This window comes from Sorangium sp. So ce302 (genome assembly GCF_051530145.1).
Lineage (GTDB): Bacteria > Myxococcota_A > Polyangia > Polyangiales > Polyangiaceae > Sorangium > Sorangium cellulosum_B.
The window spans coordinates 12,833,518-12,855,885 of sequence record NZ_CP150326.1 but is presented as its reverse complement, the minus strand read 5'-3'; the positions used below and the strand labels follow the sequence as shown (position 1 = coordinate 12,855,885).

The window sequence follows — 22,368 nt, the reverse complement described above, 5'->3', positions numbered from 1 at the left end:
CTACCGCACCGGCGCCCGCGCGCCGCTCCGCGTCAGGGACGTCAGAGCACCCGCTCGAACGCGCCCTGCAGCGCGGCTCGACCGCCGCGCTCGACGACGTCGCCGTGCGCCACCACGATGCGCTCCGGCGCCCACGCGAGCATCCGCTCCACGGAAGCGCGCACCGCCGCGTGATCGCGCATCATCGAGCGCGCGATGCGCGACGGGCCGAACCTCCCGTAGGCGCCGTTCAGGCGCATGAAGAGGCGCGTCGGGAGGTGCTCGCTCTGCGCGATGTGAAAGCAGAGATCCCAGACGAAGAGGGTCCTGCTCGGCCGGTGGAAGAAGACCGTCTCCTCGAGCTTCGGCATCCCGCCGACCGCCACCTGGTCGATCTCGGCCGACCAGAGCGGGTCCGGCGCGCCGTCGAGCGCGCCGGTGAACGTCACGTCAGGGCGCTTCTCGCGGAGCCCCCGCGCGCCGACCAGCCGCGCCCCCGGGAACAGCCGCGCCGCCGGCGAGAGGCCGAGGTGGTGCAGCAGGTTCGGCGCCACGATCGCCCGCACCTCGCCGAGCGCGCGGATCTCGTCCGCCTCCCGCTCCACGCTCGGGAGCGGCGAGAACAGCAGCAGCCCGCCGTCCTCGAGGCGCACGATCGGAGATCGCACCGGAAACCGGAGAAACCCCACCTTCAACGTGTCTTCCGCAACCCAGAGGGATTGATCGAGCCGTCGCAGCATGCTCCAATTGGTAAATCAGCTTGACCATTTGGTCAAGCAAATTGACTATCATGAACAAACACGACCTCGATCCATGCGACGTCGCCGAGCTCGAGCGGCGCAAGCGCGCGAGCCTCGGGCAGCTCCTGCTCCGCTCGGCGCGGCTGTTCGACGAGCGGGCGGTGGCGCGCGTCGCCCGGCGCGGCGCGACCGGGGTGCGCCGGGCGCACACGGCGCTCATGCCGTACATCGATCTCGAGGGCACGCGGCAGATCGACCTGGCGGAGCGCGCCGGCGTGACGAAGCAGGCGGTGGGTCAGCTCGTGGAGGAGCTCGAGGCGGCGGGCGTGGTGGAGCGGACGCCCGATCCGGACGACCGGCGGGCGAAGCGGGTGCGGTTCACGCCGCACGGGCTGAAGATGCTCCTTTACGGGCTCGGGGTGCTGCAGGAGCTGGAGGAGGAGCTCACGCGAGCCCTGGGGGAGAAGCAGATGGCCTCGCTGAAGAAGGGGCTCACCGCGCTGCTCGCGGCGCTGGAGGCGCCGGAGGCCCCGGAGACGCCGCCGGAGGGCCGGTGAGCGCCGGCGCGGCGGGGCTCCCGGGAGCGCCGGCGGGGTGGGGCTCGAGGCCCAGCGCGTGCGGCAGGAGCCGCGCGATGTTGCGCGCGTCGTCGATGGCGCGGTGCTGCGTCCCCTGAAACGAGAGGCCGACCCGGCGCAGGGCCTGCCCCACGCCGAGCTCGCGCTCGGCGCCGAGGCGGCGGGCAAAGGCCCGCTTGAGGTTGAGGTGATCGCCGCCGAAGGGCAGCGCCACCCCGTGGCGGCGAGCGTCGCGCTCGAGCTGCCGCTTGTCGTAGCCGCCCCAGGAGCAGAAGAGCGCCTGTCTTCCGCGCACCAGCTCTCTCAGCCGCGCCGCCGCCGCGGGGAAGCGCGGCGCGGCGTCGACGTCGGCCTGGCGGATGCTCGTCAGCCGCATGCAGAACGCCGAGAGGCGCGGGTGTCGGATCGGGCGCACGAAGCACTGCAGCTCGGCGGCGGGTCGCAGGGTGCCGGCATCGACGAGCACGGCGCCGACCTCGATGATCTCCATCTCGTCGCGGGGGAAGGCGGGGTCGTCGCTGCAGGTCGCCTCGAGATCGATGACCAGGTAGTGAGTGAGGGAAGACATCGGCGTTCTCCTTGAATTCGTTGCGGGTAGTCTGCGGTCGCGATGACCGGAGGACCCGGACACGATTCCGGACACGCCGAGGGCTTCCCGTGGCGGCGCCGCCGCGATAGGACAGCGCCGTGACACGCCCCATCGCACGGTGGATACCCCTCCTCGCAGCGCTCTCCGCCGGGTGCGCCCCGGCGCCGCCCCCCGCGGCCCCGACGGCCGAAGAGGTCACCGCGAAGAAGGCCGCCAGCATGGCGCTCACCGCGCTGTTGAACCGCAAGTTCGACGTCCAGGGCTGCGACGCCTCCGAGGCGCGCGTGGTCCAGGAGGCCGAGGCGCGCGCGGGCACGCCCCAGGGCGAGCGCTGCGCCATCCTCGTCGCGCGCAGGAGCGACCGGACATGGCTCGTCGCCATCCGCTCCTCGCTCTCGTCAGCCTCCGTCGGGGCGCAGGCGCTCGTGACCGTGCTCCCCGAGGCCGAAGGCGTCGGCGCCATCGAGTACACGCCCTGATCCGCGCGGAGGCGGCGCTCACCGCGCCGTGGCGACGAGGAACAACCGCCGGAACGGAAACGGCGTCTTCCCGTCCGCCGCCTTCGGATACGCCGCCGCCACCCGCCCGCCGTACTCCTCCAGGAACTCGGCCCGCTCGTGCTCATCGAGCGCCGCGAGCAGCGGCCGCAGCGCCGTCCCCTTGGTCCACTCGACGACCGGATTCGCGCCCTCGAGGACGTGCAGATACTCCGTCTCCCAGATCTCGAGCCGCGCCGCGTGCGGCGCCAGCATCCCGTAATACGCCGCTGGCGCCGCGACCGGGCTCTCCCTCACCACCGCCGCCAGCTTGTCGCGGAAGCGAGGCAACCGGCTCGCCTCCACCATCGCCGCGTGCGACGGCGCGCCGTGGTTCCTCGGCACCTGCACCGCCAGCACGCCGCCGGCCGTGAGCCGCCCGAGCAGCGCCGGGAACAGCGCCTGGTGGTCGTCGAGCCAGTGCAGCGCGGCGTTGCTGAAGATCAGCGCGGGCGGCGCGGACGGCGCGAAGCGCGCGATATCACCCTCGACGAACCGCGCCCCGGGCAGCGCGGCGCGCGCCTGCGCCAGCATCTCCGGAGAGCTGTCGACCCCGAGGATCCCCCGGCCCGGGAAGCGCTGCGCCACGAGGCGGGTGATGTTGCCGGCCCCGCACCCGAGATCGACGATGTCGCCCGGCGCGGTGAGGTCGACCCGGCCGAGCAGGTCAATCGCAGGACGCGCCCTCTGGTCCTCGAACTTCAGGTACTGCGCAGGATCCCAGTCCGCCATTGCGCCCTCCACCGATCCAGCGCGGCAGAGCGTGAGCCCACCCGCCGCCGTTTCCTTTCCCTACTTCCAGCAGATCCGGGCGCGCCTGTCGACGCAGAAACCGAGGACGACCCCGGCGGCGACAGCGCAGGAGCCGCCGAGCGCCGCGCTGGACATCCCCGCACGGGAGCGGCACCCTCGCGCCGGTGGATGCTCCGGAGATCTCCGATCTCCTCGTCGACTACGATCCCGACACCCTCGCGCGCCTGCCCGTGCGCCGGAGCGCGGTGGTCGAGCGCCTCCGCGCCGCAGGCCGCCCCGGCGCAGCCCGGCTCGCCGCGCGGCTGCCGGCGCGGGACGATCTCCTCGACGAGGCCGCCGTCGACGCGCTCCTGCTCCGCGTCCACGCCGAGCTGCAGCGCCTGTCCGAGGAGTTCGACCAGGGAGCGCGCGTCCGCTTCGTGCTCGCGCCGCTGCTCGACGCGCTTCGCGCCGCCGGCGCGCCCCGCCCCCTGCGCGTCGTCGACGTGGGCTGCGGGCTCGGCTACGTCGTCCGCTGGCTCGCCGCCCGCGGGGCGCTGGGCGCCGACGTCGAGCTCGTGGGCTGCGATTACAACCGCGCGCTGATCGACAATGCGCGCGCGGCGGCCACCGACGAGGGCCTCCCGTGCCGCTTCCACGTGGCCAACGCGTTCACGCTGCGCGAGCCCGCCACCGTCTTCCTGTCCACCGGCGTCGTCCACCATTTCCGCGGCGACGCCCTCGTGTCGTTCTTCCGCGAGCAGGCCAGGGCCGGCGCCCTCGCGTTCCTCCACTTCGACATCAAGCCGAGCCACCTGTCTCCCCTCGGCGCCTGGATCTTCCACCAGGCCCGCATGCGCGAGCCGCTCTCCCGCCACGACGGCGTCCTCTCCGCCCTCCGCGCCCACGCCGGCGACGCGCTCCTCGCCGCGGCGCGCGCGGGCGCCGAGGGCCTCTCCTCCGCGCTGTTCGACGGCCACGTCGGGCCCTTTCCCGTCCTGCGCATCATGCACGCGGTGATCGGCCTCCGCCCCGACCTGCGCGCGCCCTTCGCCGAGCAGCTCGGCCCGCGCGCCGGCCGCCGGCTCGGGGCGTTCTCGTGATCCCCGCGCTGCTCGCCCTGCTCGCCCTGGTCGACGCGGCGTTCTGCGGCTTTCGCGACGCCGCCGGCCGCAACCCGCGCATCGAGAAGCGCGCCTATTTCCTCCGCGCCGTCCGCCGCGGCACCCTCGCAGGGCTCCTCGCCGTCGCCGCGCTCGCGGCCCTCACCTTCGCCGTGCTCGGGCTCGCGCCCGACCCCGCGGGCCTCTGGATCGATCTGCTCGCGGCCGGACGGCGCCTGATCCTCGTCTACGGCGCCTACGCCACCCTCGTCTGCACCGCCCTGCTCGCCTACGCGCTGCCCGTCCACGAGGCGCGCGTGCTCGCCAGCGTGACGATCCTGGGCCCGCTCACCATGGTGCGCCCCTGGGTCCTCGCCGCGGGCGCGCTCCTCGCCGCGCTGGCCGCCGCGCGCGCGGAGACGGCCGCCCTGACGCTCGCCTCGGCGCTGACGATCGGCCTCATCGAGCGGCTCCTCGGGCGCGGCTGGCGCCGCGGCCGGCCCGTCCCCTTCGAGCCTTCGTAAACGGTCCTCCTCAAGCGGCTCCGGCCGCTACCCCTCGCCGCGCGCGAGGTGCGCGAGCAGCACGTCGGGAGCGATCGGCTTGACCAGGTGGGCGTCGCACCCGGCCTCCCTCGATCTGCGCAGATCGTCCGGCTGGCCGTAACCGGTGAACGCGATGATCTTCAGCTCCCTCGCGCCCGGCCAGCGCCGCATCCTCCGGGCGACCTCGTAGCCGTCCATCTCCGGCAGGCCGATGTCGAGCAGGACCACGTCGGGCGCGAAGCTGCGCGCCATCTCCAGCGCCGAGGCCCCGTCGTGCGCCAGCCCGATCGCGTGGCCAGCCTGCTCCAGGAGCATCGCCAGGGCGAACGCGTGGTCGCGGTTGTCGTCCACGATGAGGACCCGCCGCGGGCGCGCGCTCGGGGCCGGCTCGGCGGCCTCCCCGGGCTCGGCCGCCGCCTCGACGGCCGGCAGGCGGACCATGAACTCGCTGCCGCGGCCGTCGCCGTCGCTCGCGGCCGACACCGAGCCCCGGTGCATCTCGACGAGCCGCTTCACGAGCGTGAGCCCGAGCCCGAGCCCGCCGCGCGCGCGGTCGAGCGTGGGGTGCGCCTGCTCGAACAGGCCGAAGATCCGCGGCAGCATCTCCGCCGGGATGCCGACCCCGGTGTCCTTCACCCGGACCACGATCTCCGCCTCCTCCTGGCCCGCGGAGAGCCAGATGCGCCCGCCCTCGTGGGTGTACTTCGCGGCGTTCGTGAGGAGGTTGACGATCACCTGCTCCAGGCGCGCGGAGTCTCCGAACACCGGGAGCGGCCGCGGGCCGACGTCGAGCGAGAGCTCGTGCTTCGAGGCGTCGATCAGCGGCGCGGCCGCCGCCACCGCCTGGCGGACGACGTCGCGGAGATCGAGCGGCGCCTGCTGCAGCGCGATCTTGCCGCGCGTGATCCGCGAGACGTCGAGCAGATCGTCGACCATGCGGCCGAGCTGGCACAGCTGCCGCTGCATGACCGACCGCGCCCACGCACGCCGCGGCTCGGGGACCGAGGGCATCTGCGAGACGCTGAGCGAGAACTGGATGGCCGAGAGCGGGTTCCGGAGCTCGTGCGCCAGCATCGCGAGGAACTCGTCCTTGCGGCGATCGGCCTCCAGGAGCGCCTGCTCGGCCTGCTTGCGCGCGGTGATGTCATGGCAGGAGACGGCCACGCCGTCGCCGACCTTCACGGCCATGTTGCGCACCCACACGCGGTGCCCGCCGGCCGTGAGCTCGACCTCGGTGTCGTGCGGCTCGCCGGTCTCGACGGCCCGCGCGTAGAGCGGGAACATCGCCGCCCGCTGATCGGGCATCACGTCGAGGAGCCGACGGCCGATGAGCGCGTCCAGGGGCACGCAGTGGAGCCGCCCGGCCGCCGGGTTCGCAAAATCGAACAGGAAATCGACGATCTGGCCCCCGGCGTCGCGCACCGCCCGGAGCACGACGAACGCGTCGAGCGAGAGCTCCTGGGCCGCGCGGAAGCGCTCCTCGGTCTGGCGCCGGTCGGTGATGTCGATGTTCATCCCGACCCACTCGCGCACGCGCCCCTCCGCATCGAGCAGCGGCACCGCCCGGGCCTGCGTCCGCCGGTAGCTGCCGTCGGCGGCCCGGATCCGGTATTCGACCTCGTAGCGCGCCTTCGCCTCGACGGCGCGGGTCCAGGTCTGCATCGTCCGCTCCCGGTCGTCCGGGTGAACGACGGCCAGCCACCCGACCCCGAGCATCTCCTCGGGCCTCTGGCCGGTGACGGAGCACCAGTGCGGCGAGTGCTGCTGCGTGAGCCCCTCCGGCGTCGTCGTCCACACGACCTCCTCGGTGGCCTCGACGAGGCCGCGGTAACGGTCCTCGCTCCAGCGCCGCGTCTCCTCGGCCTGCTTGCGCTCGGTGATGTCCTTGACCACGCCGATCGTCCGCACCGGCTTGCCGCGCTCGTCCCTGATCACCGTGCCGCGCACCACCGCCCAGCAGACGCGGCCGTCCTTGCGGATGTAGCGCTTCTCGCTGCGCCACTCGAGGTGCCCGCCGTTCAGGGCCTGCAGGCAGGTGGCGGCGTCCCGCGGGCGATCGTCAGGGTGCGTGAGGTCGGCGAAGGGGCGATCGAGGAGCTCCGCCTCGGAGTAGCCCGTCAGCTCGCAGAACGCCCGGTTGCACCCCACGATCCGCGCCGTCACCGGATCTCCCATGACGAGGGGCACGCCGGCGAGCTCGATCGCCTGGAGCAGGTCGCGCACGCTCACGAGGTCCGCGCAGATCCCGCTCGCGCCCGGGCGCGTCCCCCCCGACCCAGGGCTTCCCCCCTCGGGGAGCGCTGCGCTCGCCGCGCCCTCCAGCTCTTCTTGAGTCGATATCACCCGTCCCCCGCGACGCCCCCGAGATCGCCGGCCTGCGTACCGGCCACCAGGCACGCGGCGTCGCGGGCATCGTAGAGCAACGGCGCGCCCCCCGGCAGCTCGCGAATCGAGCCGGCTCGGCCCTTCACAGCGGCTCTGGCGCGGCGCGCGACAGCGCCACGTGGACAGGAGTCGCCTCTCGCGCCCCCTCGATACGAGGCCTCTCACCGCGGCGCCTCGCGCGGAGCGGCGCGGGGCCGAGGGTCACCCGCGCCGACGAACCCCTCGACCCTCCGCGCGAGCGCGGGGTAGCATCGCGCCACAATCCACCGATCACCGAGGAGCGCCGCGCGATCCGTCGCCGGCCGCACGCAAGACCCTATGAAGCTCGCTGTCATCTCAGGCAGTCACCGCAACGGCTCCGAATCGGGGAAGATCGCCCGCCACGTGCAGCAACAGCTGTCGTCGTCGACGGACGTCTCCTCCACGTACACGCTCGATCTCGCCGACAACCCGCTTCCGCTCTGGGACCCGGAGGTATGGCAGCCGTCCGAGAAATGGGAGCGCGTCTGGGCCCCCATCTCCGCCGAGCTCAAGACGTCCGACGCCTTCGTGATCATCGCGCCGGAGTGGGGCGGCATGGTCCCCGCCGGACTGAAGAACTTCTTCCTCCTCTGCTCCCGGGGCGAGCTCGCGCACAAGCCCGCGCTCATCGTCGGGGTCTCCGCGAGCGCGGGCGGCGCCTACCCGATCGCGGAGCTGCGCATGAGCAGCTACAAGAACACGTACCTTTGCTACATCCCGGACCACGTGATCGTGCGCAACGTCCGCGGCCTCCTCAACGACCCGGAGGCGCCGCAATCCCCCGACGACGAGCGGATTCGCGAGCGGCTCCGCTACGCGCTGGGCATGCTCCTCCAGTACGGGAGAGCCCTGCAGCAGGTCCGCGCGAGCGGCGTGATCGACCTGGCCAAATACCCCTACGGGATGTGACGGGCCCCCGGGGGCGAACACGCTAGTCTCGCCGGGTGCCGAAGATCCTCGTCATCGACGATCAGCCCGCCGTCTGCGTCGCGCTGACGACGCTGTTCGAGCTGCACGGGCACGAGGTCCGCGTCGCCGCCACGCCCGACGAGGCGATGGCGGCGGTGCTCGGCGACGAGCTCGGCGCCGTGGTCCAGGACATGAACTTCCGGCAGAGCGCCACCTCGGGCGAAGAGGGGATGGAGCTGCTCCGCCGGATCAAGGCCGTCGACCCCGAGCTGCCCGTCGTGGCCATGACCGCGTTCACGTCGATCGCGGGCGCGGTCGAGCTGATCAAGGCCGGGGCGAGCGACTACGTGCCCAAGCCGTGGGACGACCAGAAGCTCGTCGCCACCGTGGGCAACCTCGCGCGGCTGCGGGCGCTCGAGCAGGAGAACGCGCGCCTCCTGGCCCAGCGCGGGCGCGCGCGGCACAGGCTCGCCGAGCGCCACGACCTGGCCGGGCTCGTGTACGCGAGCGACGCGATGCACGAGGTCGTGAGCCTCGCCGTCAAGGTCGCGCCCGCCGACGTGCCCGTCCTCATCATCACCGGGCCGAACGGGACCGGGAAGGAGCTCCTCGCCGCCATCGTCCAGGCCAACTCGCGGCGGCGGGGCCGGCCGTTCGTCAAGGTGAACGCCGGGGCCCTCCCCGACGAGCTCGTCGAGGCGGAGCTGTTCGGCGCGGAGCCAGGCGCGTTCACCGGCGCGACCCGCCTCCGCGCCGGCCGCTTCGAGGAGGCCGACGGCGGCACCCTCTTCCTCGACGAGATCGGCACGCTGTCGCTGAACGGCCAGAAGAAGCTGCTGCGCGTCCTCCAGACCGGCGAGTACCAGCGGCTCGGGAGCAGCGTCACCCGCAAGGCCGACGTGCGCGTGCTGAGCGCGACCAACCGCGATCTCCCGCGGGCGATCGCCGAGGGATCCTTCCGCGAAGACCTGTACTTCAGGCTCAACGTCATCGAGTTGACGATCCCCGCGTTGCGCGATCGCCCCGAGGACATCGTGCCGATCGCGAGCCACCTGCTCGATCGCCTCGCCGCGCGCGCGGCGGGCGGCGAGCGGGTGACGCTCGGCCCGCGCGCGCGCCACGCGCTCGCCGAGCACGACTGGCCGGGCAACGTCCGCGAGCTCGAGAACCGGCTCACGCGCGCGGCGCTGGTGCGCAAGGGCGAGACGATCGAGCCGCACGACCTGGGGCTCGACGCGGTCGCGCGCGCGCCGCCGGCGCCCATCGCGACCGGCGCCGCGCCCGCGGCGCACGCCGCGTCGTCCGCGCCTTCCGCGACCTCCTCCGAGCGCCTCGAGATCGAGCGCGCGCTCGTCGAGGCGCGGGGCGTCGTCGCCAAGGCCGCGGTGTCGCTCGGCCTGAGCCGGCAGGGGCTCTACCGGCGCATGGACCGGCTCGGGATCCAGATCGAGCGGAAGCTCAAGTAGCGCGCTCGTCCGGCGGCGGCGGCAGGCGGCACTCCGCCTCGGCCCCGCCCCCCTCGCGGCGCCGCAGCGCGAGCGCGCCGCCGTGCGCGGTCGCGATCTCGCGGCAGAGCGCGAGGCCGAGCCCGCGGCCCTGCTGCTTCGTCGAGTAGAAGGGCAGGAGCGCCTTGCCCGGGGCGTCGTCCGGCAGCCCGTGGCCGCGGTCGGCCACCGTGAGCGCGAGCTCGCCCGTCGAGAGGCGCCGCACCGAGACCTCGATCTGGCCGGGCGGGCTCCCGGCCTCGACCGCGTTCTTGAGCAGGTTCAGGAGGAGCTGCTGGATCTGCGCTGGATCGAAGAAGCCTGGCTCGTCCGGCGCGTCGCCCAGCGTGAAGGGCGCGAGCCCGCGCAGCCGCTCGAGGAAGGGGCGCCACGGGACCCGCTCGGGGGCGGGCGGCGGGAGGCGCGCGAGCTCGGCGTACGCGGCGAGGAAGCGGGCGAGGTGCGCGCTCCGCTCCTCGATGGTGTCGAAGACCACGCCGAGGCGCTCCCGCTGCTCCGGGCGATCGAGCAGGAGGCGGCCCGAGTGGAGGAGCGAGGAGATCGGCGCGAGGGAGTTGTTGAGCTCGTGGCTGATCAATCGGATCGCGTTCCTGTGGAGCTCCGCCTCCCGGCGCGAGATCTCGCGCGTGAGCGACCGGACCGAGACGAGGACGTGCGCCTGGGTGTTCAGGCGGAACGCGCGGCGGGCGACGTACAGCGTCTCGATCTCGCCCCGGCGCTCGACGGACACGAGGGCGTCCCGCCCGGCGACCATCGCGGCGCGGAGCTCCTCGGGCTCCCCCGCGAGCAGCGCGGAGAGCGTCCTCTGGCCGACGCGCTCGCCCGCGGCGAAGAGGGCGCGCGCGGCGCCGTTGCCGTACACGATCCGGCCCGCCTCGTCGTGGAGCACCATCGCGACGGGCGTGGCGTCGAGCGCCGTCTCGAGCAGGAGCTCCTGCTGGTAGAGGTCGTCGCGCTGCGCCCGCAGGGCGTCGCCGAGGCGGTTGTGGCGCTCGACGAGATCCCCGAGCTCGTCCCGGCGGTCGTGCCGGACGCGCTGCGTGTAGTCGGACTCGGCGAAGCTCGAGAGGCCATCGGTCACCGCGCGGAGCAGGCCGACCGCGCGCCCGAGCAGGAGGCGGGAGGCGAGCGCGCCGGCGACCAGGGCGAGCCCGAGCCCCGCAAGGGCGGACACCGGCAGGGACACCTGCGCCTGCGCCGCGGCCAGGCTCCCGGCGCAGGCGGCGGCGGAGCTCAGGAACACCACCGCGGCGTGGCGTACCCGGAGCGGCGCGCGGATCGGCCTCATGATCGCGACGCCTCGGCGGGGGAGACGGCGCTCGCGCGGAGCGCGGGCAGGAGCGCCGCCGCCATGCCGGCGAACCACACGGCCACGGCGACCAGGGCGGCCGCGCGCAGATCCAGCGGCAGGTCGAGCTCGGGGACGGCCGCGCGCGCCGCGGCCCGGAGCCCGGCGAGGGCGGCGGCGCCCGCGGCGAGGCCAGCGGTCGTGAGCAGCGCGTTCTCCACGAGGATGAGGCGCTCCACGTCGGCGCGGGTCGCGCCCAGGGCGCGGCGGATGCCGAGGGCCTGGCGGCGCTCTGACACGAGCAGCGACGCCATCCCGATGCGCCCCAGGAAGACGACGACGAGCATCATCCCGATCAGCGTGAGGGCGAGGGCGCCGGCGCCGCGGTTCGTGTGGGTGTCGAGGACGACGCCCTCGTCGAGCGCGCGCACGAGCACGACGCGGCGCGGATCGGCGCGCTCGAGAGCCTCGCGCACCCGCGCGCCGGCGCGGTCGTCGCCGTCGCCGTCCTCACCGTCCGATTCGACCCGGATCAGGTAAGAGAGCGTGCGGCCGAGCGGCGGCCCCTCGGCCGCGAAGAGCACGCTGTCGGCGTCGGGCCCCAGGGCGGCGCGGAACGGCGAAACGACGCCGACGATGGCGAGCGGCTTCTGCCGGGCGCTCCGGCGCACGATCTGCCCGATGGCGCGGCCGTCCGGGAAGAGGCGCGCCGCGAGCGCCTGCGTGACGACGGCGGGCGTCGCCGCCGCGTCCGCGGCGTCCCCAGGGGCGATCAGGCGCCCTTCGAGCGGAGCCAGGCCGAGGACGGCCGCGACGCCGCCGCGGTCGTCCAGCATCCACGCGATCGCGCTCGGACCGCCCGGGGAGGTCGTCTCGACGAGCTCCCGGTGGGTGATGTTGAATGGCGCCGAGCTCGCCTCCGCGGCGCCGCGGACGCCGACGACACGCGAGAGGGCCTCGGTGTCGCGGCGGACCGCGGCCTCGCGCTCGCCGCGGGACGCGAAGCTCGGTCCGTCGCGCTCCGTCATGGCGAGGAGCAGCGACCGCGTGTCGATGCCGCGCGGCGCGGCGGCGGCGCGGGCGTAGTGGAGGGCGAGCCCCGAGGCGTGCACGGCGACAGCGAAGCCGAAGGCGGTCTCGAGCACCATCAGGAGCGCGGGGATCTTCTGGCGGGCGAGCGCCCTGACGATGGGGCCGATCACGAGCGCCGGAGCCCTTCGGCCGGGGGTTGCCTCGCCGCGCGCCACGCCGGGTACCCCCCGGCGAGGAGGCCCAGGACGAGCGCGGCAGCGACCGTCGCGGCCGAGGTCGGCGCGTCCAGGTGGTAGTCGATCGGCCGGAGGTGGATGACGCGGTTGACGAGGGCGAGCGCGGCCACGGCGACGCCGAGGGCGAGCGCGGCGCTGCCGACGGCCACGAGCATCGCCTCGAGCAGGAGCTCGAGGAAGACAGCGCGGTAGCTCGCCCCGAACGCGCGGTAGATGGCGATCTCGGCGCGCTTTGCGCGGAATTTCCCCTCGAGGAGCCGCGCGGCGTTGAGGGTGCAGGCCCCGAGGAGCACGTCGGCGAGCAAGGCGAAGAGCGTCGTGCCCGGATCGTCCACGCGGAGCGCGTGCACTTGCTCGCGCGGCACGAGGTCGGCCTCGAGGACGCGCCGGCCACGGGCGCGCTCGCGGGCCACGTGGGCGTCGAGCTCGGCCTGGAACGCGGCCCGACGGGCCTCGTCGGGGAGCTCCACCAGGAGCTCCAGCCAGCCGTTGTCGGAGGCCGCGAGCGCGTCGAAGCCCCCGCTCGGGTCCTCGCGCTCGTGGATCAGCGGCGGCCGGACGCCGAGCGCGATGCCCACGGCGCTCGGCGCGAAGACGATGGGATGAAGCGAGGCTCGCGCTCCGGGAGGGGCCGGGATGGCGACGACGCCCGCGACCCGGAAAGACTCTCCGAACAGGCGCAGCGTGCGCCCGAGTCCGCTCGCCCCACCGAACAGCGTGCGCTCGGCCGCCTCGGTGAGCACGACCGGGCGATCCTCCCCGGCGCCCTCCGCCAGCGACCAGAGCGCGCCGCTCCGGACCGGAATCCCGAACATCCCGAACAGATCGTGGGTACAGAATGCCACCACGACCGGAACGAGCGGACCTCCGTCGGCGCTGCCGGCGGCCATGGCCGCGAAGAGGTCGGTCTTGCGCGAGGGATGGGGGCTTCCGAGGAGGATGCGGTCGCGCAGGCTCGGGGGATGGATCGCGCCAGGCGCCACAGGCGCGCCGCCCTCGTGCGGGACGGAGACGAGGTAGACATCGCGCGCGGACGCCAGCGGGTCGGACGTGCGCTCGTGGAGGACCGCGCGCGCCGTCGTCCACACCGCGAGGCCGAGCGTGAACGCCAGCAGCAGGATCGCGGTATGGCCCGGCTGCCGCCCGAGGCTCCTCCGGGCCAGCCAGAGCGCGTGGCCAAACGTCATTCGCGGCTCGCCGCCGTCGCCGGCGCCTCCGCGCGCGCGCCGGGGTCCGAGGGCGCCCACGGATCGATGAGCTTGCCGTCGAGCACGTGCACCTTGCGGCGCGCCCGCGCCGCCAGCTCGGGGTCGTGCGTGGTCATGACGATCGTCGTGCCGCCGGCGTGGATGCGCTCGAGCAGATCGAGGATCTGCCGCGCCGAGCGGGAGTCGAGGTTGCCGGTAGGCTCGTCGGCCAGGAGGAGCGAGGGCTCACCGACCAGCGCGCGCGCGATCGCGACGCGCTGTTGCTGGCCGCCCGAGAGCTCGCTGGGCCGGTGGTGGAGCCGCGCGCTCAGGCCGACGTCCTCGAGCGCGCGCAAGGCGCGCTCGCGCCTTGCGCGCGCGCCCATGCCGCGGACCCGCAGCGGCACGTCCACGTTGTCGAGCACGTCGAGGTCGTTGATGAGCTGGAAGCTCTGGAACACGAAGCCGATCTTCCGGTTCCGGATCGCGCTCGCAGGAGCATCCGAGAGGCCCTGCATCGGCTCCCCGTCGAGCAGGTACTCGCCCTCGTCGAAGGGATCGAGCAACCCGGCGACATTGAGGAACGTCGTCTTTCCGGAGCCGGAGGGGCCCATCACGGCGAGGAACTCGCCGCGCGCGACGTGCAGCGTGAACCCGGCGAGCGCGTGGGTCTCGAACAGGCCGCGCCGGTAGACCTTGGTGACGTTCGTCATCCGTATCATGTCGGTCTCTTTGGCAGGAAATGCAGGTACTTTATCTTCACGGCCACCGGCCAGCCAGCTACCGTCGTCGCGTGAAGCGGCTGTCTGCATCGAAATCCGCTCCCTCTGCCGCGCCGCGCGCGCATCGCCATGGACCGACGCGCAGGGTCGTGGCCGTGGCCTACGACGGCGCGAGCGCCATCGACGTGGTGGGGCCCACCGACGTATTCGCCCTGGCCTCGGAGATCGCGAGAGCGAAGGTGCCCGGCGCTCCCCCCGCCTATGCGGTCGAGATCGCGGCCGTGAACGGCGGCGTGATCCGGACGCTGTCGGGGGTGCAGATCGTCGCCCACAAGGCGCTCGCGGATCTGGCGCCCGGCATCGATACGGTGCTTGTCGCCGGGGGCGAGACCCGTGAAGCGACGCGGGATGCCCGGCTGCTCGCCTGGCTGCGCGCGACGACGCCCGAGGTGCGGCGCATGGGCGCCGTCTGCACCGGCGCCTTCCTCCTCGCCGCCGCGGGGCTGCTCGCGGGGTGCCGGGCGGCCACCCACTGGCATTCCGCGGCAGCGCTCGCGCGCGAGTTTCCCGGCGTCGAGGTCGACCCCGACGCCATCTTCGTGCGGTCCGGGAAGATCTACACGTCGGCGGGCATGACAGCGGGCATCGACCTCGCGCTCTCGATGGTGGAGGAGGATCTCGGATACGACATGGCGCTCCAGGTGGCGCGGGGGCTCGTGGTGTTCCTCAAGCGCCCGGGTGGACAGTCCCAGTTCAGCCGCCCGCTCCTCGCGCAGACGGTCGCCGCGGGCCCGCTTCAGGGCGTGATCGACTGGGTGCTCCGGCACCTCGACGCCGACCTGCGCGTCGAGGCGCTGGCGGAGAGGGCCGGGATGAGCCCGCGCAACTTCGCGCGGACGTTCACCCGGGCCATGCGGATGACCCCCGCGAAGTTCGTCGAGTCGGCCAGGCTGGAGCAGGCGCGCTCCTGCCTCGAGGGAGGCCGAGCCTCAATGAAGCAGCTCGCGCGCGACTGCGGCTTCGGCACGGACGAGCGGATGCGGCGCGCGTTCCAGCGCACCCTGCAGGTCACGCCGGAGGACTACCGGAGGCGCTTCGGTCGAGCGTGAGCGGACGCCGGGCGCTCGGCCGAGCGCCGTCGTCGCTCGCCGGATGCTTCGGGCGCAGCTGCGTGCGACGGGGTGCGCCGGGGCCCTGCGCCTGCGTGTCCTGAAAGCAGGGGACGATGTCCTTTCCGCCCCCGCCAGCGTCGCTCATAGTCAGGCCTGCGAAGCGCGTTCCGCGGCGCGCTCGTGAGCGCCAGGCGCGGGGCCGCGTCGAGACGAAGCTCCGCCATCGAGGCGATCATCAGCAGATGAAGAATCGAAAGGGTTCAGGGACGAACGATGACGGACACCTATGACATCAAGCTGCCAGATCCTCAGCCGCCGCTCCGGGTCGGCATGGTGCTCTACCCGGGCCTCACGGCGCTGGATCTGATCGGCCCGCAAAGCGTGCTGACCGCTCACGCGACGACGTATCTGCTCCGGAAGACGCGCGACCTGGTCATGTCCGACTCGGGGGTTCCTATCCAGCCGACGGCGACCTTCAGCGACTGTCCGGACGACCTGGACATCCTGTTCGTGCCGGGCGGCATGGGCACCCCCGACGCCATGGTGGATCAGGAGGTCCTTCGGTTCCTGAGGGATCGGGGCGCCCGCTCCAGGTACGTGACCTCCGTGTGCACAGGGTCGCTCATCCTGGCCGCGGCAGGTTTGCTGCAAGGATACAAGGCCACGACACACTGGTCCACGCGCCACATCCTGGAGGCGTTCGGCGTGGAGTGTGTCCGGGCGCGCGTCGTGGTCGATCGCAACCGGATCTCGGGCGGCGGGGTGACCGCAGGCATCGATTTCGGGCTGACGCTGCTGGCGCTGCTGCGCGGAGACGATGCCGCGAAGCTGACGCAGCTCATGCTGGAATACGACCCCGCCCCGCCCTTCAACGCCGGGGTGCCCGAAGCTGCGGGACCCGAGCTGACGCAGCGCATATTGAGCGTCCTCGACCCGTACGATCAGCGGATGCGGAAGATCGCCGCCGAGAGGAGCAACAGAGCGCGCTGAGGCGCACCGGGCGCGCAGCCGCGATGGCCCGCAGGATCATGCCAGCGTTCGTCGCAGCATCCCTCGTCGATCGTGAGCGCGCCGCCCACGCCGCGGCCTCCCGGGGGCTGGTCGTCACGTGGATCGCGGGATACCTCTTGACCGCGCTGCGACAACTCCCCATGACAGAGCTCGGGATCGCTGCGGCGATCACCCGTCGCTGGCTTCGCAGCTCGCCCTCGTCCACAGCGCCGCGCGCGATCGACGGACGGTCGGCGCGTTCGTAACGACCTTTACCCATCTCTTCGTGGTGCTGCTGATGATGGTCTTTCCCCCCACCTGGTCTGGTGTCGAACGATGAGCGCGCTCCGCGCCCTGCGCCTCGTCGGCTTGCTGGAAGGGCTGTCCTTCCTGGTCCTCCTCGGCGTCGCGATGCCGCTCAAGTACCTCTTTGAGCTGCCGATCGCCGTGCGGATCGTCGGCAGCGCCCACGGGCTCCTCTTCCTGCTGTTCGTCGGCGCGCTGATTCGCGTGGCCAGCGAGCGCGACTGGCCGCATCGCCGCTCCCTCGCGGCGCTCGTCGCGTCGCTCGTCCCCTTCGGGACGTTCGTGCTGGATCGCGCCCTGAAGCGCGAGATCGAGGGCGACACGCAGGCGGCCGTCGATGGCTGACGCTGGCGCGTCGAGTCCACGTCACGCGCGCCGGCGCTGCGCGCGCCGCGCGCGGATGCGGCTCAAGGACACGGGCGTGATGCCCAGGTACGACGGACAGGCCAGGACTGGCTGAACTTGCGAGGCGGTTGCGTTCGAATCGCCCCGGCACGCTCGCCTGCTTTCGAAGCCGCTCGCCCGCCTCGCGGTCGCGACGCGCCGACAGCGCCGATCGCGCCGGTGCGCTATAGGGTGTCGTCGCGGATGAAGCAGCAGCAAGAGCAGCTGTGGCTCGACGACGTCATCGGAGGGCTCCCCCTCCCCGTCCTCGTGCTGAGCCCGGCTGGTGTCGCGATCCACGAGAACCCGGCGTATCGAGCGAGGTTCGGCCCGAGCGCCGACGACCGCCACGAGATCGCGTCCGCGCTGCGGGGCGGGCACTCCTCGGCGCTTCGCGCGGCGCTCGACGGCGTCTCGCGCGCCGTACCGCTCGGCTCGATCAGCGGCGCGCCGTTCACCGGGCACTATTTCCCGATCCGCGACGCTTCAGGCGCCGTGGCGTTCGTCGGGATCCTGTTCGTCGAGGAGCGCGCCGCCCCGGTGCCGGCCGCTCCAGCGCTGACCTCGGAGACCCACGACATCCCGGAGGTCGAGCGCAGCCTTCGCCGCATCCTCGACATGATGCCGCAGCTCGTCTGGTCGACGCGGCCCGACGGTTATCACGATTTCTACAACCGCCGCTGGTACGACTACACCGGCGAGACGCCCGACGCCACGCGCGGCGCCGGCTGGAACGACCAGCTGCACCCGGACGATCAGCAACGCGCCTGGGAGCGGTGGATTCGCTCCCTCGAGACGGGGGAAGACTACCAGATCGAGTACCGCTTCCGGCGCGCCGACGGCGTATACCGCTGGTTCCTGGGCCGCGCGCTGCCGATGCGTGACGACGCAGGGCGCATCCTCCGCTGGTTCGGCACCTGCACCGACGTCGACGATCAGAAGCGCCTCGAGCAGCAGCGGGCCGAGGTCCTGGCGGAGGCCGAGGAGACCAGCCGGCTGAAGGACGAGTTCCTCGCGATCGTCTCCCACGAGCTCCGCACGCCCCTGACCGCGATCCTCGGGTGGGCGCGCATGCAGCGTTCGCGGCCGGAGCTCGCGCCCAAGGCGATGGAGGTCATCGAACGCAACGCCGAGGCGCAGGCCAGGCTCATCGAGGAGATCCTCGAGAGCTCGCGCATCGTGACCGGGAAGATCCGCCTCTACGCCAGGAACGCGAGCGTGAACGAGCTCGTCCGCGCCGCGGTCGACGCCATCCGGCCGGCCGCTGACGCGAAGGCCATCGGCCTCGACGTCAGGCTCGATCCCGGTGTCGGGGAGATCGTCTGTGATCCCGATCGCCTCCAGCAGGTGGTCACGAATCTGCTGGTCAACGCCGTGAAGTTCACGCCGGGCGGCGGGCAGGTCGGACTCCAGACGGCGCTCCATCCGGGCGGCGTCGAGGTGACGGTGACGGATAGCGGGAAAGGCATTTCGCCCACCTTTCTTCCGCACGTGTTCGAGCGGTTCCGCCAGGCAGAGGCGGCCACCACACGGCAGCACGGCGGACTCGGTCTCGGGCTGGCGATCGTCAAATACCTCGTCGAGCTCCATGGCGGCACCGTCCGCGCGCGGAGCGACGGCGAGGGGAAAGGGGCGTCCTTCAGCGTGCGCTTGCCGGTGCGGGCCGTGGCCCTGGCGGAGAGAGAGAGCTCCGAGGTCTCGTCCGAGATCGAGCATCCCTCGGCCGGGACGATCCCCCGGCTCGACGGGCTGCGCGTGCTCGTCGTCGACGACGAGCCGGACGCGCGGGAGCTCGTCACCATGGTGCTGCGCGAGGCAGGCGCCCAGGCGGACGAGACCGGCTCGGCCTCGGCCGCGCTGGAGATGATGAGTCGCGCTCGGCCCGACGTGCTCGTCAGCGACATCGCCATGCCGGAGCAGGACGGCTACGCCCTCCTTCGCGAGCTCCGATCCCGCGCTCCGGACCTCGGTGGCTCCGTGCCGGCGCTGGCGCTCACCGCCTTCGCCCGGCGCGAGGACATCGTTCAGGCCCGGGACGCCGGGTTCGAGCTCCACCTCGCCAAGCCGGTCCAGCCGGGCGAGCTCGTGGCGGCGGTCCATCGGCTCGCGCGCAAAGGCGCCTGATACGAACCAGGCGCAGAAGCGGGGAGAATTCACGGGGAGGCAGGGAGACGGGGAGCTCTTCAAAGACTCCCTGTTTCCAGCGGACGAACACCACCATCCAGTAGAACGCCTCTTCGAGCATGCGCCGGATCACATGGCCTCGAGCGCGCGCCTCCGCGGTGAGGTGGGCGTCGAGCTTGTCGCCGTGGGCGCGCTCCAGCTGCTCGATGATGAGCTGCGAGTCGCCCATGGTACAGCCGTCGATGTCGGCATACGGGATCTTGCCCTTCGGCGCGCGGCGCGGGTCGGCGGAGCGCACCTCGTAGGGGAGGCCAGCCATGCGCAGCCAGGTCTCGAGCTTGACGCAGAAGGGGCTGATGTTCGGGATGCCCCACGCGGCGGGGGCCTGATAGAGGGTGATCATCTCGGCGCTCCTCGTTGAAGTTCCAGCACGTCATGTCATCTCCCCGAGGAGCGGCGCGGCGTCCACGTCGACGGATGAAGGACGGAATCCCTCGCTCGTCCCCCGCAAGAAACCGGCGCCGGACCTCGGGCGCACGACACCTGTCCGCCGCCCCCGCGGACACCTGTCCGGACGCGGACACGCGCCCTCGCGCGCCGCCCGCCGATTGCGGCCAATCCTCTCGGGCACGCCCGCTGCTTGGGCGCCCCGCATGCGTCTTCTCATCCACTTCGTTTTGCCCTCCGCCACGGCGCTCCTCCTCGGTTGTTCTGCCGAGGCGGCGCCGGGCGCGAGCACCCCGACATTCCACAGGGACATCGAGCCGCTGCTCCAGAAGAGCTGCCTCGGCTGCCACGCGCAGGGCGGCACCGCGCCGGTGAGCCTGGCCTCCTACGAGAGCGCGAAGGCGCTCGCGCCGGTCATCGCCGACGAGACCGAGGCGCGGCGGATGCCGCCGTGGGGCGCCCTGCCGACCGACGAGTGCGCGCCCCCTCGCCCGTTCCGGGGGGACCTGCACCTCTCCCTCGACGAGATCGCCCTGCTCCGCGCCTGGAGCGACGCCGGCGCCCCCGAGGGTGATCCCGCGGACGCCCCGGCCCCCACCACCCCCGTCGCGGCGGGCCTGTCGCGCACGGACCTCGAGCTCTCGCCCAGGGCCCCCTTCGCCGCGGCGGAGGGCTCCGACAGCTTCCGCTGCTTCGTCCTCGATCCGGGGCTCACGGAGCAGGCGTGGGTCCAGGGCTACGACGTGCTGCCGGGCAACCGCGCCGTGGTGCACCACGCGCTGCTCTTCATCGACGCGAAACGCGAGGGCGAGGCGCTCGGCGGCGAGAGCGGCAGCTACGAGTGCTTCGGCGACGCGCGCCTCTCCGAGACGTCGCTGCTCGGCGCCTGGGCGCCCGGCACGCAGGCGTTCGAGCTGCCGCCGGACATCGGCATCTCGGTGCCAGCGAACGCGCTGCTCGTGATGCAGGTCCACTACCACCCGAAGCCGGGCGAGGCGCCCTCGCCCGACGCGACCCGGGTCGCGCTCCGCCTCGCGGACGAGAAGCCGAGCCGCGCGCTCTCGAACCTCGCGCTCGGCAACGCGGAGGCGCCGTTCCGGGACGGCACCGGGCTCCTGCCCGGGCCGGGCGATCGCGGGAGCGTCGAGTTCCGGATCCCGGCCGGCGCCCGGGGGCACGTCGAGCGGATGCGGTACGTCATCGACTTCCCGATCCCCGAGATCTCGATCTACGGCGCCGGCGTCCACATGCACCGGGCCGGCGTCGACCTCAAGGTCGACCAGATCCGCGCCGAGCCGCGGGGCGGCGAGGCCAACCGCGCGTGCCTCGTCCAGACGCCGGCGTGGGACTACAACTGGCAGCGGCTCTACAGCTACGACGCGCCGATCGACGAGCTGCCCACGCTGCGGTCGGGCGACACGATCGAGCTGCGCTGCACGTACGACAACACAACGGAGAACCCGGCGCTCGCGGCGCAGCTCATCGAGGAGCGCCTGCCCGCGCCGCAGGACATCGTCCTCGGCGAGTCGACGCTCGACGAGATGTGCGTGGCGTTCCTGCCTGTCGTCCACCCGAACCTCTGAGGAGACGCCGATGCCTTCGAACCCCTGTCACGCACTGTTCGGTCTCGGCGCGCTCCTGCTCGCCGCCTGCTCTTCACCGCCGAGCGCCGCGCCGCCCGGGCCCACGGCGCCGCGCGAGGATCTCTGCCCGGAAGGCTTCGCCGATTGCGACGGCGACAGCGACAACGGCTGCGAGGCCGCCCTGCTGACGAGCGTCGAGAGCTGCGGCGCGTGCGGCGCGCGCTGCGCGGGCGGCGACGGCGCGACGACGCTCTGCGCGGCGGGCGCCTGCACCCTCGCGTGCGACGCCGGGCGAGCCGACTGCGACGGCGACGGCGGCAACGGCTGCGAGGTCCTCGTCGCGGAGGATCCGCGCCATTGCGGCGCCTGCGGCGTGACCTGCGCCGACGCTTGCTGGAACGGCACCTGCGACGCCGCCGTGCTCGCCGGCGATCTCCGGCTGCCCACGTTCCTCTGGATGGACGCGACCGGGCTCTACTGGACGAACCAGGGCTCGGGCGACGCGCCGGACGGGAGCGTCATGCGCCTCGATCCGGGCGGCGGGACGCCGGCGGCGCTCGCGCCGGAGCAGGAGCTCCCGGGCCCGCTCGCGCTCGGCGAGGCCGCTGTGTACTTCGCGCACGCGCGCGGCCTCGCGGCCGTCCCGAAGGCCGGCGGCGAGGTGACCGAGCTCGCGCCCGACGCCCGCGGCGTCACGGCGCTCGCGGTCGACCAGGGCGCGCTCTACTGGGTCGAGGCCGGGACGCCGCCGGCGTTCGAGGACGGCGGGCTGTTCACGCTGCCGCTCGGCGCCGAGCCCGGCGCGGCGAAGGTGATGCTCGCGGCCATCCCGGGCGCCGCCAGCGGGGTGGCGCTCGACGCCGGCCATGTGTACGTGACCGCGCGGGGCACCGGCGCGGCCGACGGCGCGATCTACCGGGTGGCGCGCGACGCGGCGCCGCCGAGCACGCCGGAGAGGCTGCACGAGGCGCTGGTCGCCCCGCGCGCGCTCGTGGCGCGCGGCGGCGCGCTGTGGCTCATCGAGGGGCGCGGGATCGCCACGTTCTCGCCCGGAAGCCCGCTTCGCAGGGTCGTCCCGGATCTGCCGCAGATCCCCGCGCAGCTCGCGTTCGACGACGCGCGCGTCTTCTGGACGACCGCGCGGGAGGCCGACGGCCAGGTGCAGAGCGCGCGGCTCGACGGGAGCGATCTCGCGACGCACGCGCGCAACCTGAGCTACCCGTGGGGCGTCGCCGTGGACGGGACCAACGTCTACTTCAGCCTCGCGTGGGACGGCGGGCCCGCGACGGGGGCGCTGGTGCGCGGGCCGAAGGGCCCGTGACCGGGCTCTACGCC

Annotated in this window: 21 protein-coding genes and 1 pseudogene; 12 read left to right on the top strand and 10 right to left on the bottom strand. The window is 73.3% G+C overall.

All coding sequences use genetic code 11. The features are described from left to right. Positions 1 to 41: 41 nt before the first annotated feature. Positions 42 to 719 (bottom strand): DUF4336 domain-containing protein, encoded by a 678-nt coding sequence (locus WME73_RS48640; protein ID WP_437914038.1) that lies wholly within the window; start codon positions 717 to 719, stop codon positions 42 to 44. Between the two features lie 50 nt (positions 720 to 769). Between WME73_RS48640 and WME73_RS48635 the strand changes: the two genes are divergently transcribed. After that, positions 770 to 1,276, top strand: a complete 507-nt coding sequence (locus WME73_RS48635) for a MarR family winged helix-turn-helix transcriptional regulator (protein ID WP_437914037.1) — start codon at positions 770 to 772, stop codon at positions 1,274 to 1,276. Here the strand turns inward: WME73_RS48635 and WME73_RS48630 are convergent. Continuing rightward, complete coding sequence (locus tag WME73_RS48630) at positions 1,212 to 1,865, bottom strand: exonuclease domain-containing protein (protein ID WP_437914036.1); 654 nt, start codon at positions 1,863 to 1,865, stop codon at positions 1,212 to 1,214. The genes WME73_RS48635 and WME73_RS48630 overlap by 65 nt on opposite strands. Before the next feature lie 119 nt (positions 1,866 to 1,984). On the opposite strand from WME73_RS48630, the gene WME73_RS48625 reads away from it, so the two are divergent. Then, on the top strand, positions 1,985 to 2,365 hold the full coding sequence (locus WME73_RS48625; RefSeq protein ID WP_437914035.1) for a hypothetical protein: 381 nt from the start codon (positions 1,985 to 1,987) through the stop codon (positions 2,363 to 2,365). Positions 2,366 to 2,383: 18 nt separating this feature from the next. Here WME73_RS48625 and tam read toward each other — a convergent pair whose 3' ends face one another. After that, positions 2,384 to 3,154: a trans-aconitate 2-methyltransferase gene (gene tam, locus WME73_RS48620; protein ID WP_437914034.1), complete on the bottom strand. Its 771-nt coding sequence runs from the start codon at positions 3,152 to 3,154 to the stop codon at positions 2,384 to 2,386. A gap of 185 nt (positions 3,155 to 3,339) precedes the next feature. Between tam and WME73_RS48615 the strand changes: the two genes are divergently transcribed. Together WME73_RS48615 and WME73_RS48610 are read left to right on the top strand one after the other, a co-directional pair. Continuing rightward, positions 3,340 to 4,257: a class I SAM-dependent methyltransferase gene (locus WME73_RS48615; protein WP_437914033.1), complete on the top strand. Its 918-nt coding sequence runs from the start codon at positions 3,340 to 3,342 to the stop codon at positions 4,255 to 4,257. Then, positions 4,254 to 4,781, top strand: a complete 528-nt coding sequence (locus WME73_RS48610; RefSeq protein ID WP_437914032.1) for a hypothetical protein — start codon at positions 4,254 to 4,256, stop codon at positions 4,779 to 4,781. The genes WME73_RS48615 and WME73_RS48610 overlap by 4 nt, the downstream gene beginning before the upstream one ends. Positions 4,782 to 4,808: 27 nt before the next feature. On the opposite strand, the gene WME73_RS48605 is transcribed toward WME73_RS48610, so the two are convergent. After that, positions 4,809 to 7,145 (bottom strand): PAS domain S-box protein, encoded by a 2,337-nt coding sequence (locus WME73_RS48605; RefSeq protein WP_437914031.1) that lies wholly within the window; start codon positions 7,143 to 7,145, stop codon positions 4,809 to 4,811. After that, entirely contained in the window at positions 7,142 to 7,273 is a 132-nt protein-coding gene (locus WME73_RS48600) for a hypothetical protein (RefSeq protein WP_437743084.1), read from the bottom strand. Before WME73_RS48600 ends, WME73_RS48605 begins: the two co-directional genes overlap by 4 nt. 232 nt (positions 7,274 to 7,505) lie before the next feature. Between WME73_RS48600 and WME73_RS48595 the strand changes: the two genes are divergently transcribed. Both WME73_RS48595 and WME73_RS48590 read left to right on the top strand, forming a co-directional pair. Then, positions 7,506 to 8,117 carry an NADPH-dependent FMN reductase gene (locus tag WME73_RS48595; protein WP_437743083.1) on the top strand — a complete coding sequence of 204 codons (612 nt, stop codon included), beginning with the start codon at positions 7,506 to 7,508 and terminating at the stop codon, positions 8,115 to 8,117. A 35-nt stretch (positions 8,118 to 8,152) separates the two neighbouring features. Continuing rightward, positions 8,153 to 9,583 carry a sigma-54-dependent transcriptional regulator gene (locus tag WME73_RS48590; RefSeq protein ID WP_437914030.1) on the top strand — a complete coding sequence of 477 codons (1,431 nt, stop codon included), beginning with the start codon at positions 8,153 to 8,155 and terminating at the stop codon, positions 9,581 to 9,583. Here WME73_RS48590 and WME73_RS48585 read toward each other — a convergent pair. From WME73_RS48585 to WME73_RS48570, 4 genes are read right to left on the bottom strand one after another with little or no spacing between them, the layout of a single operon-like run. Beyond that, positions 9,576 to 10,910 (bottom strand): sensor histidine kinase, encoded by a 1,335-nt coding sequence (locus WME73_RS48585; protein WP_437914029.1) that lies wholly within the window; start codon positions 10,908 to 10,910, stop codon positions 9,576 to 9,578. The two genes, WME73_RS48590 and WME73_RS48585, sit on opposite strands and share 8 nt — an antisense overlap. Then, positions 10,907 to 12,112, bottom strand: a complete 1,206-nt coding sequence (locus tag WME73_RS48580) for an FtsX-like permease family protein (protein WP_437914028.1) — start codon at positions 12,110 to 12,112, stop codon at positions 10,907 to 10,909. The genes WME73_RS48585 and WME73_RS48580 overlap by 4 nt, the downstream gene beginning before the upstream one ends. Next, on the bottom strand, positions 12,109 to 13,365 hold the full coding sequence (locus WME73_RS48575; protein ID WP_437914027.1) for an FtsX-like permease family protein: 1,257 nt from the start codon (positions 13,363 to 13,365) through the stop codon (positions 12,109 to 12,111). Before WME73_RS48575 ends, WME73_RS48580 begins: the two co-directional genes overlap by 4 nt. Continuing rightward, entirely contained in the window at positions 13,362 to 14,087 is a 726-nt protein-coding gene (locus WME73_RS48570; protein WP_437914026.1) for an ABC transporter ATP-binding protein, read from the bottom strand. The genes WME73_RS48575 and WME73_RS48570 overlap by 4 nt, the downstream gene beginning before the upstream one ends. A gap of 149 nt (positions 14,088 to 14,236) precedes the next feature. Here WME73_RS48570 and WME73_RS48565 point away from each other — a divergent pair, with 149 nt between their 5' ends. From WME73_RS48565 to WME73_RS48550, 4 genes are all read left to right on the top strand, one after another. Continuing rightward, positions 14,237 to 15,196 (top strand): GlxA family transcriptional regulator, encoded by a 960-nt coding sequence (locus tag WME73_RS48565; protein WP_437914025.1) that lies wholly within the window; start codon positions 14,237 to 14,239, stop codon positions 15,194 to 15,196. Between the two features lie 276 nt (positions 15,197 to 15,472). Then, a complete protein-coding gene (locus WME73_RS48560; RefSeq protein WP_437914024.1) occupies positions 15,473 to 16,189 on the top strand; it encodes a DJ-1/PfpI family protein in 717 nt (238 codons plus the stop codon). Positions 16,190 to 16,525: 336 nt separating this feature from the next. Further along, positions 16,526 to 16,840, top strand: a complete 315-nt coding sequence (locus WME73_RS48555) for a DUF3817 domain-containing protein (protein WP_437914023.1) — start codon at positions 16,526 to 16,528, stop codon at positions 16,838 to 16,840. Between the two features lie 243 nt (positions 16,841 to 17,083). After that, the gene (locus tag WME73_RS48550; protein WP_437914022.1) at positions 17,084 to 19,003 is read left to right on the top strand and encodes an ATP-binding protein; all 1,920 of its coding nucleotides are present in this window, start codon (positions 17,084 to 17,086) and stop codon (positions 19,001 to 19,003) included. An 85-nt stretch (positions 19,004 to 19,088) separates the two neighbouring features. On the opposite strand, the pseudogene WME73_RS48545 reads toward WME73_RS48550, so the two are convergent. After that, positions 19,089 to 19,406: pseudogene (locus WME73_RS48545) on the bottom strand (glutathione S-transferase N-terminal domain-containing protein); the annotation flags it as partial. 250 nt (positions 19,407 to 19,656) lie between these two features. Here WME73_RS48545 and WME73_RS48540 point away from each other — a divergent pair. Then, complete coding sequence (locus WME73_RS48540; RefSeq protein ID WP_437914021.1) at positions 19,657 to 21,033, top strand: hypothetical protein; 1,377 nt, start codon at positions 19,657 to 19,659, stop codon at positions 21,031 to 21,033. A 10-nt stretch (positions 21,034 to 21,043) separates the two neighbouring features. After that, complete coding sequence (locus tag WME73_RS48535; RefSeq protein ID WP_437914020.1) at positions 21,044 to 22,354, top strand: hypothetical protein; 1,311 nt, start codon at positions 21,044 to 21,046, stop codon at positions 22,352 to 22,354. Positions 22,355 to 22,368: the final 14 nt, after the last annotated feature.